This is a genomic window from Coraliomargarita algicola (assembly GCF_033878955.1).
In the GTDB taxonomy this organism is placed as follows: domain Bacteria; phylum Verrucomicrobiota; class Verrucomicrobiia; order Opitutales; family Coraliomargaritaceae; genus Thalassobacterium; species Thalassobacterium algicola.
On the sequence record NZ_CP138858.1, the window covers coordinates 272784 to 287966 of the forward strand.

The 15183-nt window shown below is 51.2% G+C and carries 9 protein-coding genes; 7 read left to right on the forward strand and 2 right to left on the reverse strand.

From position 1 onward, the window contains the following. Positions 1 to 53 precede the first annotated feature (53 nt). The 4 genes from SH580_RS00985 (at position 54) to SH580_RS01000 (ending at position 4872) form a co-directional block, all read left to right on the forward strand. A complete protein-coding gene (locus SH580_RS00985) occupies positions 54 to 2720 on the forward strand; it encodes a hypothetical protein (protein ID WP_319833138.1) in 2667 nt (888 codons plus the stop codon). Continuing rightward, positions 2717 to 3799: a hypothetical protein gene (locus tag SH580_RS00990; protein WP_319833139.1), complete on the forward strand. Its 1083-nt coding sequence runs from the start codon at positions 2717 to 2719 to the stop codon at positions 3797 to 3799. The genes SH580_RS00985 and SH580_RS00990 overlap by 4 nt, the downstream gene beginning before the upstream one ends. 22 nt (positions 3800 to 3821) lie before the next feature. Continuing rightward, on the forward strand, positions 3822 to 4541 hold the full coding sequence (locus tag SH580_RS00995) for a hypothetical protein (protein WP_319833140.1): 720 nt from the start codon (positions 3822 to 3824) through the stop codon (positions 4539 to 4541). Between the two features lie 79 nt (positions 4542 to 4620). Next, entirely contained in the window at positions 4621 to 4872 is a 252-nt protein-coding gene (locus SH580_RS01000; RefSeq protein WP_319833141.1) for a hypothetical protein, read from the forward strand. 295 nt (positions 4873 to 5167) lie between these two features. Here SH580_RS01000 and SH580_RS01005 read toward each other — a convergent pair whose 3' ends face one another. Together SH580_RS01005 and SH580_RS01010 are read right to left on the reverse strand one after the other, a co-directional pair. Continuing rightward, complete coding sequence (locus SH580_RS01005) at positions 5168 to 5833, reverse strand: response regulator (RefSeq protein WP_319833142.1); 666 nt, start codon at positions 5831 to 5833, stop codon at positions 5168 to 5170. Positions 5834 to 5902: 69 nt separating this feature from the next. After that, on the reverse strand, positions 5903 to 7852 hold the full coding sequence (locus SH580_RS01010; protein ID WP_319833143.1) for an ATP-binding protein: 1950 nt from the start codon (positions 7850 to 7852) through the stop codon (positions 5903 to 5905). Positions 7853 to 8088: 236 nt separating this feature from the next. Between SH580_RS01010 and SH580_RS01015 the strand changes: the two genes are divergently transcribed. The 3 genes from SH580_RS01015 (at position 8089) to SH580_RS01025 (ending at position 15035) form a co-directional block, all read left to right on the forward strand. Continuing rightward, positions 8089 to 8820 (forward strand): PEP-CTERM sorting domain-containing protein, encoded by a 732-nt coding sequence (locus SH580_RS01015; RefSeq protein ID WP_319833144.1) that lies wholly within the window; start codon positions 8089 to 8091, stop codon positions 8818 to 8820. 152 nt (positions 8821 to 8972) lie between these two features. Continuing rightward, the gene (locus tag SH580_RS01020; RefSeq protein ID WP_319833145.1) at positions 8973 to 10262 is read left to right on the forward strand and encodes a Gfo/Idh/MocA family protein; all 1290 of its coding nucleotides are present in this window, start codon (positions 8973 to 8975) and stop codon (positions 10260 to 10262) included. 99 nt (positions 10263 to 10361) lie between these two features. Then, positions 10362 to 15035: a sugar-binding domain-containing protein gene (locus SH580_RS01025; protein ID WP_319833146.1), complete on the forward strand. Its 4674-nt coding sequence runs from the start codon at positions 10362 to 10364 to the stop codon at positions 15033 to 15035. The last annotated feature ends 148 nt before the right edge of the window (positions 15036 to 15183 follow it).

Consider the following 15183-nt stretch of genomic DNA (forward strand, 5'->3'; position numbering starts at 1 on the left):
TCTGCTACTAATGGCATAATGCTCTGTTTCAAGCATTCGACGATAACTATAATATGAAAAATTACCCCTTATATTTGTTAGTTCACAGGCCACGGGAAGAAGGGTTTGCTCTAGTGCTTGCGCTGAGCTTGATGGCTTTTGTGCTGCTATTGATTTTGAGCATCAGCACGCTCGTTCAAGTTGAAATCGCGAGTGCAAATACAGGCGTCGCGAAACTGCAGGCGGAACAGGCCGCACTGCTGAGTCTCAATCTTGCCATTGGTAAGTTACAAGAGACCGCAGGGCCGGATCAACGTGTGACGGCAACCGCAGAGGTTTTAAACGATTCCAAAAATCTGTATACTGGTGGAACCAATCCATTGGAGGGGCAAGGCGCTTGGACCGGGATCTGGAAGTCCGATACCGTGTCCGCTGGAACACCGAGTTACAGCCCGAAAAATCCCAATACGCGCGAATTTGTGGCTTGGTTGGTTTCAAATCCGAGTGCCAGCGATGACACCGAGTTAGAACTGCCGAGTTCGCTGGATGCGGTGGAGACTGCTCCGGTTGACAGCATAGATCTGGCGACTGATTCGACTGGAACGTCATACGCCAAAGTCGGTAAAGTAAGAATTGAATCGAGTGCTTCCGGGAACACTTATTACGCCTTCATGGTGGAGGACGAAAGCGTGAAGGCTGACCTGTCCTGGAGTGAGCATTCATCGTCCAGCCTGAGCGCGGATCGCTATCAGGCAACTCGCCTAGCTGCGGCGCCTGGCCCGGATTATGGTGTTCTAAATGGCTCAGGTTCCACTGGCCCCTTTGATTCGGTGAGCTATCCTTTGAGCAGTGATGGCACTACTTTGATCTCGGATGGGATTTTGAAACTCAGTGGTGTTGCGGATATTACGAGTGTGATGAGCAGCGAAACGGATGCGGTGGATTGGTTAAAAGAAACACGTGGCGATGTCACTTGGGGTAGTCGAGGCATTATGGCAGATGTTAAGTTTGGCGGTTTACGTCGCGATCTTAGTCTGGCTTTTGAGATGGACGGGGATGCTGACATGGTGAATTCCTCGGTCGGGCAACCCACTAAATTCAATCAGCAGTTCGATGAATTTGTCTCCGATGCTCCGGATAAGGACCGATTAAGTGCCTCGGGCAAGCCCAACGGGATACCGGTCTATGAGCGATTTTTGTATCGTGACTACCAGAATGCTAGTCCAGCGACTCCATTTTCCAGCGACATTGTTAGTAATGACAGTGAGGTTAGAAAGCGCGGGCCGAATTGGTGGGCCCTCCGCGACTACGCCAATCTTTACAAGCGGCTTTCCGGAACGAACGGAGACTATACACTCCAAGCACGTCCACACTATCCAAATCTGAGAACAGAGGGCCGTAACTACAGTGAAATGTTTGATACCGCTGGTTCGTGGGGGGATCATTGGGATCACGAGCAACGCACCCAGCTTCAGGGGGACTTTTCTGGCTATATTTATCGTCCGGCGCAGCCCTCATATGCACCTGTGACTTTAGGAACCACCGCTTTACTGAGTCTAAAGGGCATACCGACGTCGACGCCGGATCAGGTTCAACTGGCCGTAGCGGTTGATCCGATTTTCTACATCTGGAACCCCTACAATCGAAAGCTGCAATTCGAAGGCTTGAAAATTGATCTTAAAAACTCATTCCCCGGGCAATACAACATTCAAGTTACTGGAGATGACGCGGTGGTCGTTTCGCAATACCTTCGCTCCCTTTTTCAGTATAACGTAAACGCAGGAACCGACCGGGAATATACTTTCGAGGTCCAGGATGCTAATGGCTCTACAACCATTACTATGGAGCCAGGCGAAGTGATGGCAGTCACTCCAAGCACTGCTAATTCCGGGATCGCAAGTCCAGGCTACTTTGAGAATGGCGATATCAATAACAGCGGTATCGTGATGACCGAGATTGATGGGAATGGTTCGAATATTGTAATCGATGCAAGCCTTGGTGCCAATGAAGTGAGCTTTGGCTATTCATCCTTAGGCGGAGCTGGCACAGAGCGTTTCTACATCAACACCAGTATTTCAAATCCCACGGATCCAAGCATATCTGAGGAGATACAACAGAGCCACTATCAAATTGGAACAGATGCCAGTGGCACTTATCGAACTCCCGATTCAAGTGCCGATGGTTTTATAATTCCCGGTTCTGAATTCGATGCCAATGTGTTGCTCAATGGGGAGAAGAAGTTTTTCGGTATGCTGATCCACCTGATGAAGCCGGCACTTTTCGGAGGCGCAACTGGAGGGCCTGTCGATGCATCTGCGAACCCCGTTGAAGTATTTTCACGTTTCAACCCGGCACCGATGCTCATGAACAAAGACTTCGGATTTACCGCCTGTGGCATCAATCAGTTCTACGCTCATATTGCGGACGATAATGCTAATAACTTGTTGAACAACTATGGTTTTAATCTTACTGGGTCCGGCAGAAATGCGTTCTGGGGATCTAGCTACCAGTTCGGCGGATCCACCTCGGTCCCGATGTCGAATATTCCCTCCGGCCCGCTGATCTCGCTTGCTGAATTTTCTCAGGCAAACCTAGTACTTTGGCATCCGAGCCTTTTCATGCGGTGGGTAATTCTTGGTCGAGTCCATTCGTCACTCCGACTTCTCCTTATCAAGCTGTGGTCACTAGTTCGAATGGCTCCGCCTCTAATTATACTGCGGGGGATCATTCCTGGTTGTTGAATAACGCACTTTTTGACCGTTATTATCTCTCTGGGATTGCCCCTGATTTTACCTTGACTGGGAGTGGCTATTCTAACGGTGGCAATACTCTTAAAGATACTCTGGATAAATTTTTCGATAATGACTCTGATCCGAGCACAGACTATCGCGATGCACAGGCGAATCCAGTTTTGAGGCCATACCTCCCTCCTGGCAAATCGGCCAACGATGTTGTCTCGGAACTCGATGCGGCCGATGGCTACAAGAAGTTGGGAGCCTACAGCTTGATCGATGGTGCGTTTAACGTGAATTCTACTTCCATTCCTGCGTGGGAGGCATTCCTTCGCTCCAATCGAAATCTAGCCGTAAGGTATGCGCAGGGATCCGCTACGGATTCCCCTTCAAATGATACCCCATTCCCCAGCAGTGCGTCACCGAGTGATCCGTCAGCACCTGCGTCGCTGACCACTCAGGCGCATTGGGCAGGTCTCGCCCGGCTGAATGATGCGCAGGTCAACGATTTGGCAACGCGTATCGTCGAGCAGGTCAAGCTGCGAGGACCCTTTATGAGCCTCTCCGATTTCGTCAATCATCGCATGGGCACACTCAACAATGAGACTTCGTATGCCGGTGCACTTCAGGCGGCTATCGATCTAACTTCGATCAACAATTCTGTGCACAGCAATGCAGGTGGCGCGAATCCAGATTATTCTAGCCCTTATATGCCTGGCAGACCACCCGCAAGCACTCTATCTGCGAGCACTACCAACATCCCTGGAGATCTCACCCAAGCAGATGTCCTGTTGCCCTTGGCTCCGCGGTTGACTGCTCGAAGCGACACCTTTCGCATTCGTTCTTATGGAGAGGTTCGCTCGCTCGATGGTAATAATATTGTGTCCACCGCGATCTGTGAGGCGATCGTGCAGAGAGTTCCAGAGTATGTAGACTCAGTTACTAATGCGAGCGATAATGAGCCGTGGGATGAAGCGATCAATCCCACTACGCTTGTCGAGTCCAGTAGCTTTAATGATATTAACAAGACCTTTGGGCGCCGATTTAAGATCGTTAAATTACGTTGGTTGTCTCCAGATGAGATTTAGGGCATAGCAGCAGCGCGTATTTATGAAAATTCGATTCCCCAATACATTCTTATCGACCGTTTGTTTTCTTTTGCTGGCGGCATCCTCGCTTATGCAGGCTCAAAGCCCAAATGAGCAAGGAACGGTGAGAGAATTCTCTCTCTATGCGTGGGATACGCTTCCTCACTCTCAGCTCTATTATCAATCTGGTAACACGATGTCTGAGTTGAAGGTCAATCCTGGTCGACGCTCTAAGTCATATCCTTTGTCTATGGGGAAGTTGCAGCTCTTTGTTTTGACAAAGGATCCGGAAGGTAAAGATGATTACAAGCTGGTCGGTGAGGCTTCGATGATGGAGGGGGCTAAGAAAATGCTTTTCGTTGTCGTTGCCAATAAGAGAGCCTCGGGCTTGCCGCTAACCATGTTCGGCATCAATGATTCGCTTGATGTGTTTCCTGCTGGCAGCTTCCGGTTTATGAATTTCACGTCAGTGCCCATGGAGGGGCATTTTAACGGAGAGACATTTCGTTTGAAACCTGGGAAAACGACGGTAGTCGAATCGAAAAAGGAATCGAGTGGAGGGTTTCTTCCATTCTACATTAGGACCATGGATGGAGTGATGCTCTATGAATCACGTCTCCTTGGTCAACCTGCTGGTCGGGAAATCGTGTTCATTACGCCTCCGACAAACGACTCGGGACGTGTGAACATTAGGTTCCTTCCTCAGTCTTTACCACGAGCACCATCAACGCCAACGATGTAGAATCTCGGATGACCTGTTAGAATCGCATCATTTCGCCGGTAGGTTGTTTGCAAACCATAGTTAAAAGGTATAGCTCATTATGACATTTAATAAAATCCTAGCCATCTCTAGTTTTGTTAATTATACATCGGATTCGCTTCAGGTTACTTTTGGTGAAGAAACAGTTGAGTTGCCTGCTGGATTATTCGTTGTCGTGAACTCGCAGGTTCCTGTGAATGGAGGCTTGGTGTCTTTCGACCTTAAAGATGACGAAGGTTTGTTAATCCATCAGAATAGGATGTTGGGACAGCCGACGGCGCGCCAAACTGTCTTTATCTATCCCGCAGTTTAGCAAATTATCGGCGACACCGAAGCAGTCTCGATGCAGGATCGTCCACGCTGGGTAGGCTATGAATTGCCGACTGTGCAACGTCATTATCGCTAGTAGAATAGGACTTCTCGTTCTCTTGTAAAACAATGCGAGATCGGAAGTGCTCCATCCAATCTTCGGAAAAACTCCAGCCTGACAGTTGGGCCAATGTTTCGAATCCAGAATTTATCGACATTCATATTGATCAATAAGACGACTGTAAGCGGTAATTTGAATACCTTACTGCGGGTCTTGCTTTTTCCAGAAGTTCGGGATTTTATTTCTGTATGTCAATGAGACCTAGCTGATAGGCTTTGCTAATTGCGGCGGGAGCGTTTTGCACCTGCAGTTTTTTATAGATGTGTTCCATGTGCGTGGCGACGGTTCGTTGGCTGACCCCGAGTTGATGGGCGACCTGTTTTTTGAGTAGCCCGTCTGCGACTAGTGCTAGCACTTCACTTTCTCGTTGAGAGAGTGTGATCGTGGTCGTGTTGGTGGGGAGCTTCTTTTGTAGTGTGTTGAGTATGACACGAGCGAGACCTGGGTCGATCGAAGCGCCACCGTTCATGACTTCGTGGATGCCAGTGATGAGGTCTTCGACTGAGGTGGATTTCAGTAGATAGCCATCGGCTCCGCGCTGAATCGCACATAGAAGATCCGCCTCCATATTCGACTGGGTGAGTATCAGTATTTTTGTGTTTGGTGAATACTGCTTGATCCATGTAATCGAATCGAGGCCCGACATGCTTGGCAGATTCAGGTCGAGCAGGATCAGGTCGGGCATATCGTTACCGGATGCATTTTGAAGAGTGCGTAGGGCAATTTCCGCCGTGCCGAACTGGTTCATCAGGCTGATGTCTGATTCATTATCCAACGCACAGGCGATTCCCTTGCGATACGCGGCGTTGTCCTCAATTAGCATGATGTGAATGTTATTTTGCATGGATATTGTAATTTGGGATGTATGAACTGTAGCAGATAGATTGCTTCGATTGAGATGTGTGGCGCATCCTCATTTGCGTAGCTGTAAAGTGATTCGAGTGCCGCCGATCTCAGGTTTTTCGATGGATAGTTTTGCTCTGAGTAGGCGTGCGCGTCGTTTGAGTGCCTTGGGTGTTTCGGTGAGTCCGCAACCGTTGTCGATGACGGTGAGTGTGATTCGATGGTTTTCAACTGTGATACGAGTATCGACTGTTGTGGCCCCGGAGTGGCGAATGATGTTGGTTAGGCACTCCTTGAAGAAAAGGAACAGATCGGTGCGTATTCGAGGCTTGAGTTGCTGTAGCACTGGTTCGCAGTTAATGATGAGGGTATACTCTAGGTCGATTAACAGATGCTCAGTCATATGCCTGAGCTCTCTAACGAAATCCTTATGGATTTCTTTGGCTTCGAGCATGTTGGTGCAATAGCGTGCGGTTTCACCAGTTTTTTTAGTGAGCGTGCGCACCTCGTCGACGTATGTATTGAGTTTGCTCCATTGAGCGCCTGCGCCGTGTTTCTTGGCTTCCTGTTTGGCCAGATCACCAAACAGGCCGATGGCATGTAGGTTCGCACCCAGCTCATCGTGTAAATTGGCGGCAATACGTTCGCGTGTGTGGAACACGGCTCGTTGGCGGATGATTTTGTGGATCAATAGAGTGATCATGGTGCTGGCGGCTAGTAGGGCGGCTAGCCAGCTCATGCGCCTGAGATTAGCTGTCTGACGAACGTAGCGCTGACCTAGCTCTGCGACAACCTGCGGGCGTTCGTTTTCGAGCGTCTGTCGGCGCGCCAATTGATTGAGCCATTCTCGGATCGGTAGAATATTTCCTGTGAGGTTTAGGCCATCGGTTAATGCAGACAAATTTCGAGTCTGCCCCTTTCCAGGATCTGGCGGGGGGCGTTTGTTCGGAGGGTCGACTTGAACCATTATACCTCGTGCGACGTTGTGATTGTTGGAGAATATTTCGATTTCGGCGAAGCCGATTCGGAATTGTGACAGGTCAGAGATATCTACGATGCGAACGTAGCGACAGGTCGTTTCGGGGAAGGGCCACATCAAGATGGGGCCTTGGTCGATGATACGTTCGGTATTCGTCTCTAGCAGCGTGACCGCGTCGGAGAAATCGGGTAGATTCGCACCCTCGATTCGCATCCTCGGGGGAGTGCCTAAATGGCTGGTGTCGGTCTGGGGAACGGTATCGGTGTTCTCTATCTGATGCAGATGAATGCGGGAGATCGGGTACTGCTGGCCCAGGTCGAGAATCATCGAGGTCGGTTGACCGAACAGGACTAGATAGGCGATACTGCTTTGTTCGCTGGGGGCATCCATCATGTAGGGCATATGTCCGTCTACCAGAAAGGTCTCGTTCCAGCTCGAATTGTTTCCGTTTATGTGTGCGCTCGAAACAGTGACTGGGCGTCGTAGGGCGACGTTCTCCGAATCGCTAAAAATCATGATTTCGGAAAGCTGGAGCAGATAGCGCTGATCAAAGGCGCGCGGAGCGAGCTGAGGGGCTTCGATCCGCACCCAGGAGGCGACGACCTTGTTTACGGAAATGATCCGTGGGGCGATGCCTTTGTTCTGTGGCGAGAAGTGGAAATCTCCCATTAGGGTGCCCGGGCGGTCATCGTTAGTGCCGTATGTGATGCGGAGCGTTTCGGGAAAAGCGTCTGATTGAAAACCGATTTTGGAATCACGCCAAAGGATCGGCACCAGGGCGATTTCATCAATGGGAACCTTACGCCCAAGATCGATCTCGATCCACTCGGGGTACTCGGCAGTCAGATGCCAGTTCGAGCGGAAGCCGATGGAACCGCTGCCGCTACGGAGCGTAAAGCGGGCAAGGGCTACCAACTCAGAATCGATGGATGCGAGTTCTTGCTCCAGTTCGGGTAACGATTGCTCGACCAACGGGGTTCCGGACATCGTTTGAACCACAAGTGTGGTGGCGGCGATAAGGGCTTTAAGTATACGGAGCATATCTGGTTGCGTGCCTAGCTGGTCAGGAATGAATCGAAATGAGCAGGAGGCGACTCAATATTCACGCTATGGATTGTCGTGCAATCCAAGCGTTATGTCCATCGGACAAACGTCCGATATACAAATTTTTTTACTATGGCATAATGAAAGTCCACTCAGCAAAGAATACCCCTGTTCTCGAAGATTTTCGCGACGTGTGTGAATTTGCTAACAAATCATGTTAATACTAAATACCTATGAAACTAAAAAACCCAAAAATACTTCTACTCGCTGCCGCTGCCTCGCTTACACTGGCTCAAACCTCGAATGCAAACACCGTGTCAGTCGCGGGTTGGGAGGCAGTTGATCTCGGGCAGAGCGGTGAGACTGGTCAATTCACGGTGTCAGTGGTTGCTGACGGCAACGATTGGCTTTACACATGGACTAAGACTGGCGATTTGGATGGGCTCGGCAATGCGAATGACACGTTGAGCTTTCAGCTCCGTTCCTCGGCTTTCGAGGGCTCGTCTTTTTCTGAGGGGGATGTGACCCTCGGCACGGCTTTTGATTATTCTGAAGGTGGCACATACACCACTCCAGAATACCAGCATTTTGGCCCTGTGGATGATATTGATGCGAACCAGTCGTTTCAGTTGAGTATCGAAAACATCAATTACACCTCGGGGGATGCCGGTGATGAAACCGCTGTTTTCAGTGGCTTTTCATCGATCAATGTATTTGCCAATCCAGACGGCCTTCAAACTTTTTACTTTGGCACAGTTGGCGCTCAAGTTTTGACGCCTGCCAGTTCAGCTGTAACATTTACGACTGTAGATGTGCTCACAGTAACATCGACAGCAGCCGCCAAACGCTTTCGTGATGTTGGTTTTTCTTTCGAGGTTGCCGTCATCCCCGAGCCTGGCACCTATGCCTTGCTGGCTGGTTGCTTCGGTTTGAGCGCCGTTGTGATGCGTCGTCGTCGGTCTTAGTGGTTCAATCATAGTTCGACCGATTTTCAAGAAGCCCTCGGTGCGCGTACCGAGGGCTTTTTTAAATTTTGCAGAGGGTGCGTTATCGAAGGAATCGTCTGGGTTTCGCATAACCTTAAAATAACTGAACCACTAGAGAGAATACTTACTTTATGAAACACCACGATCAGACAACTCGTCGTTTCTTCCTCAAACAGTCTGCAATTGCTGCGGGTGCGATACTCGGAGCTCCGATGATACTCAGAGCCGAAACGCTGGGCAATGGCTCATCAGCCGCCGCCAATTCCCGAATGGGTATCGGTTTCATTGGCACAGGCCTCATTGCGCAAGGGCATTTACGTTCCTTTGCTGGCATGAAAGAGCTACAGGCGGTCGCTGCATGTGATATTCGCCAATCCAAACTGCAGGATGCGCTCAAAACCTTATCGTCTAAAGGTGCGACGTCTGTCATGGGCACCAACGACTATCAGGAGCTCTTACAGAATCCAGATGTTGACATCGTATGTATTGCGACGCCCGATCACTGGCACGCCGCAATCGCGATTGCGGCGATGAAGGCGGGCAAGGATGTCTACTTGGAGAAGCCAATGACTCTGACGGTCGAAGAAGGTAAGGCAGTGGTCGCTGCGGAGCAGAAGTATGGTCGCATTTTGCAAGTCGGCTCTCAGCAACGCTCTTCGGCACACTTCCGTATCGCAGCGAACTTGGTGCGCAATGGACTGATCGGTGAGGTCAAAGAGGTTTATGTAAAACTCGGATCATTCCCTCCGCCACCGGAAAATGTGCAGATAAAACCCGTTCCGGATGGGTTCGATTATGACCGATGGCTCGGCCCCACGCCCTTCTACGAATATACCGATGAACGCGTTAAATCGATCTACGGTGGTGGTTGGCGCTGTTACTGGGATTATGGTAGCCGCAAGTTTGGCGACTGGGGAGCACACCACTTTGACATCATTCAATGGGCACTTGGTCGTGATAACACTGGCCCTGTCGAGTTTATACCTAAGGGATACAACGGTTCTGAATTCCATCACTATCGTTACGCCGATGGCATTACGGTTTGGCGCGATAAGGATCCGAAGCAAGAGCACATGATCCGCTTCATTGGAACTGTGGGGGAAGTTCATGTCAGTCGCGGCAAGATTGCCACGATGCCAAAGGAACTCGTCCGCCACCGCTTTACCGATAGCGACATCCAAGTTTACGAATCTAATAATCACCGTCAGAACTTTATCGATTGCGTCAAGTCCCGTGAGGCACCGATTTGTTCAGCATCTGTGGGACACCGTTCCGGCAGTATTTGTCAACTCGCCGCGATCGCCGAACGTCTTGGTCGTTCGATCGAATGGGATCCCGCGGCACAGCAAGTTCTAGGCGATAAGGAAGCCAGATCCATGCAGGATCGTCCACGTCGCAAGGGCTATGAACTGCCGAGCTAAGGTCCCTGTCGGGGCGATCCCAAGCGTGGATGAATCTATTTCAAACGATCGATTGAACTCACGTGTGTTTGTTAAAGAGAAGCTATTAATCAGAGAAAAATGAAATTTTTAATTGTAGTCATGTTGTTGCTCACGGGAGTGCTTTCCGTGGAAGCTAAATCGCAGTTTTCAGAGTCGTTGCGCTCCGAGGTTTGCCTCAACGGAACGTGGAAACTGCAGGTGGATGGCATTGAGCAGCCAGCCGATGTTCGGGTGCCGAGTTCGTATGCCGGACAGGATCAACTGTGGGGCCATGGTCATTGGGATGTCTGGGGTTATCCGACGGCGTGGTATGATCGAGCCGCGGTGTATCGCAAAACATTCCTGATTCCGGAGAATCTGGGCAATCAGCGGGTGCTGATTCATTTTGGCGGGGTGCGGCATGTCGTAACGGTCGAGGTGAACGGAAAAGAAGCCGGACGCTGGAGCGACTCCTATATTCCGTTTGCATTCGACATTACGGATCTGGTTCACGCTGGTGAAAACAGCATGCAGGTTCATATTGCAAAAGACAAAACCTGCGGATTGTTTGAGGACTACAACCAAAACCGTCGCGGCATCTATCAAGATGTCCACCTCCAGTTTGTGCCGGAAGTCCGTGTGACGCCCGACATATATATTCAAACATCGGTCATCAATCAGGAGATGACGTGTGAAGTTCCGGTGCGTAATGACAGCGAGGTTCCGCAAACCTTCGGCCTGCGATTCAAGGTGATTGATGCCAACGGAACGGTAGTAAAAAACTGGTCGGCTAAAGAAAGTATGACGGTGGCCCCTGGCGCAGTCGAAACGATGACAGTTTCCGAACCGTGGGAAAATCCGCACTTATGGTCGCTGGATGATCCGAATCTCTATCACCTCGAGACCGAAGTGGTAAACGCAGACAAGCACGTATTAGACCGATATAGTCTGCGCTTTGGCTTCCGTGAAATCACTTGGGAGGGGCCCCATCTGTTCTTGAACGGTAACGAGATTTTTCTGCGCGGGCACGGTGGACATGAGCTCGGTGATTTGCAGCACAGTAAGGAATATGCCGAATTGTGGATCAAGCAGTTGAAGGATCAGGGCATGGAGCTGATGCGCTTGCATGATTATCCACGCGATGACGCGTTGTATGATGCGGCGGATGAAATGGGCTTTTTGTTTCTCTCCGAAACGGCGCACCATTTCCGCCTGCCGCCGATGGAGTTGCAGATGGCGCACACGGAACGGATGGTTAAGCGCTTGCGCAACCGCCCGTCGGTCCTGATGTGGTCGGTGGCCAACGAGCTGCACTGGCGAAATTTTGAGGAGCCGGTTCATTTGATTGAGCTCTGCCGTAAACTGGATCCGACGCGTCCGGCGTTTAACAGCGACTTCAGCGCTTACAGCCTGCATGGCGATGTGATTGCCCATCATTATAAAGCCGAAGAAATTTGGAATGACTGGGAAAAATACGGCCCGGACAAAGTGATGGTCTGGGACGAGATCGGCAATGTCTGGCAGCACGACCGCCCGTTGAAAACCGGTCCAGCCGGATTCGAGATCAGTTCTCAGGATGTCGCGACTGGGATCTGGCGCGACGGTTGGGAGCAAATGCGTAGCGATATTGAAGTGTTTGCCAACGGCAAAGAAATGAACGGTGAATTGTATCGGGTGAACGCCTACATTCCTTGGGAATTCAGCTATGTGTTTTACCGGTTCCAGCCGTTGAACAACTTTCAGCGCTTCTATCCTGAATATGATGATATTGAAGGTGAAAAGGGCATGAAACCGCTCTTCATCAATCCGTGTTCAACCACTCATAATCTGTGGGACCCAACCCTGCCCGAGTTTCAGCCGAACGCCGCACTTTATTGCTTTAACGAATATCTGGCTCGTGTTCGTTTTCCTGATGATTCGAAGGAACGCACCTTCTTCTCCGGTCAGACACTGAAGCAGAATGGACGTCTGTTTTATGAAGATTATCGCCCAGCGGATCAGGTTGAATTCCGAGTCGAAACCCCTGAAGGCAAGGTGCTGAACGCTGTGACGCGAAATGTCTCGCTCGCGGCGGGGGAATACGTTCCGGAATTTGCATCGGCGTGGAAACTGCCCGTCGTGGATACGATGACTCCGCTTCGGTTAGTTCGTCAGTTCTCATACCAAGGGGAAGTCGGATATCGCAAAGTGAGCGAGGCAAAAGTTTTCCCGACATTTCAGTCGGTGGATCTGACCCTTCGTAAAATTGCCGTCGTTGGAACCGGCCTGCAGCGGATGTTCGGCGGTGCGGGCGTTCCGGTGGCGGACGCTGAAGTAATCATTGCCGAGTCGATGAATTCGGCTTGGGAGACGCTCGTTGCCAAGGGTGTGCGGGTGTTGGTACTGTCGGCGGGTGACATCGCCGCGGGGAAGCAACTCAGCCACCACAGCATGGTTCCGAAAGCGAAACAGCAAGGATTCACTGGTCCGGTTGAAAACGTCGCGCTCGCGGATGGATCGACCTTAGCGTTCGGAACGCCTGGAAAAGAGCGTTCCACCATAACCGGCCGAAGCTTTAACGTCGACCAGCCCGTTTCGGGGGCGTGGGCGACGTTCAATCTGGATGCTAGCTTCGATTTTTCTGAAACCGGATTAATTCAGTTGGACTATACCATATGGTTGCGTCCCGGAGAGGACGGATTAGCCAAATCGTTTGCCAGAGCCGGCGGTGCACCGTTCTTTCGTAAAACCATTCGGCCCATGCTGTCTGATTCCTCCGGCCGCTGGTTTGTCAGCGGGGAAAACGATGCGGGCGAACTGACGCGGGATTTTCCTGCGGCCTTTAGAGGCTCGGTGGCGTTTGACGCCTTGCGCCTTTCGTGGGAACCGGTTCGCTTGGAGTCCGGGGCCGTGGTGACGACCGGCGAAAAGATCGCTCCCGACTTTAGGACGGTTTCGGCCATCGGCTTTGTATTCGAAGAAACGAATCCGGGTGCTCCCGTGCAGTTTACTTCCATCAGCCTGCGGGGCGGAGCCAAAGCGGATGCAAGCATTCAACCGGGGTCGGTCACTCATCGTCTGGTCGCCGGACTTGGGCAGGAAGATTTTGCATTCTGGCGCGGAGGAAGCGCGACACGTAACATGACGGTTCCACCTGGCCGGAATGTCCGCCGGATTCTCTTTGGTAACAAAGATGGATCGGGATCCGCTCTGCAGGAGATCTTTATTGGTCGAGGCGTTGTGCTCGAGAGCGCGCTGAATACCGCCAACCTAGAGGAGCCAGTGGCCGGCTTTCTGCTCAATCGCATGGTTGATTATCTCGTCGATTATCAACCCGCCGGAACCGCCGCGAACTTAGTGGTGGTCGGTGAAGGTCCGTTTGAGACATGGGCTAAAACATTGGGTGCGAGTGTGCAGTCCGAGCTTTCTGCATCGACGATTGCCGCCGTGGATGCGCAAAACGCAACCGCACTTGCGGAGTCCAAGAGCGATCTGATCGCCCATCTCGAACAGGGCGGAACGGTTTGGTTCTCAGACGTTACCCCCGATACGATCGAGCTCGTTCGTGAAATTAGCGGCAAGCCATTGCGTTTAACTGATCCTTATTTCGGGCAACGCTTTTACTGCATTAAAGCGCCCGTTTCATGGGCGCGGGTTGGTTCACCGCACGAGTGGGTCGACTATTATGACGGTATTCTGGCCCCGTATCCGTTCGAACCGAACTTCAGCCCGCTGCTGGCGGGTATCGCTAACCTCGACCTCGACTGGAAAGGGACAGCTATGTTCCGTCAAGGCATTGAAATCGAAGGCATGAATCCGGTTTCGGCTTCCGCAGATCATCAGGTTTTGATCAGCAACTGGCATATCGGCTCCGAGCCAACGGACCACCTGTATGGTGAAAACCTTAATGGAGTCCGTGACCTGCGCCAGAGCAGCTGGTTTGTTAATCGTGACCCGGTTGTGATGGAATTGTCTTCCCGAGGCGGCCGCATCCTGATTTCTCAGCTCGACTTGCAAGCGGGTGGTAAAAAGGCGGCACGTCTCATGCAAACCTTGCTGACCAACCTGGGTGTCTCGTTTGCCGGGGCGGTTCCAGCTCCGGCGGATGCGGTATATGATTCCAACCCTCGGAGCGATCAGCTGGCTCGGTTTGCGGTTTACGACCAGCAGATCGATCCGGTTCAGCGTCAGTTTTATGGGGTGCCAAATCCTATGCCGGATTATTTGAAAGATACCCAGATTGGCGCAGTGTCGACCGAAAAGGTCGAACTGCCACTGATGGGCTTCTTCGGCGATTCGCTGACGTTGGGCCTTGCCAAGCCATTGGCGGAAAAGCTGGATGATGTTGTGCAGATGGATCAACCAGTTGTGCTGCATCGCAGTCGCTCCGCCGGCGGGATACTGAAAAAGAACATAGGCGATAAAAAGTATGCGCGTGTCGTGTTCTCGATCGGCGAAATCGATGCGGGGGTGGAAACCACGGATGCTGAATTTACCGCCCATCTAGAAGCGATTTTGAAGGTGCTCTCAGAACATTCGCAGAAGGTGTCCTGGGTGCCCGCTCCGTCTGCGTATGGAAAGGGTGAAAACGCTCCCCGCGCCCGCGAGCTCAATCAGATCGCCACCGAGTTTTTCGACGGGAAAGATGTTTACATGCTGCCCTTCGTGTATGCGGATCAAACGGATCTGCCTTCCGGTTACTTCTCCGGCTTCAGCACGAAGTTCCAGCCGGAAGAGGCAAAGGTTTTGGCGGATCGATTGGGCGAAGGCGTCATTTCCTTCGGAGCTCAGTAGTTGAATCGTATGGCTCAAGCAATCGAAAGTGGTGAAGACTTATTTGAAATTATGTTCAGGCAGACTGTCCCAATGGTGTTTTTTGCGAATAGACCGACATGCATCAATTTACCAAAAAAATAAAAAGAAAAGTATCCAAGTTGATATT

What these genes read in the sequence shown, in the direction of transcription:
- SH580_RS00985 (WP_319833138.1), top strand. Translation starts at nt 54, where the DNA reads ATGAAAAATTACCCCTTATATTTGTTAGTTCACAGGCCACGGGAAGAA.
- SH580_RS00995 (WP_319833140.1), top strand. Translation starts at nt 3,822, where the DNA reads ATGAAAATTCGATTCCCCAATACATTCTTATCGACCGTTTGTTTTCTT.
- SH580_RS01000 (WP_319833141.1), top strand. Translation starts at nt 4,621, where the DNA reads ATGACATTTAATAAAATCCTAGCCATCTCTAGTTTTGTTAATTATACA.
- SH580_RS01005 (WP_319833142.1), bottom strand. Translation starts at nt 5,833, where the DNA reads ATGCAAAATAACATTCACATCATGCTAATTGAGGACAACGCCGCGTAT.
- SH580_RS01010 (WP_319833143.1), bottom strand. Translation starts at nt 7,852, where the DNA reads ATGCTCCGTATACTTAAAGCCCTTATCGCCGCCACCACACTTGTGGTT.
- SH580_RS01015 (WP_319833144.1), top strand. Translation starts at nt 8,089, where the DNA reads ATGAAACTAAAAAACCCAAAAATACTTCTACTCGCTGCCGCTGCCTCG.
- SH580_RS01020 (WP_319833145.1), top strand. Translation starts at nt 8,973, where the DNA reads ATGAAACACCACGATCAGACAACTCGTCGTTTCTTCCTCAAACAGTCT.
- SH580_RS01025 (WP_319833146.1), top strand. Translation starts at nt 10,362, where the DNA reads ATGAAATTTTTAATTGTAGTCATGTTGTTGCTCACGGGAGTGCTTTCC.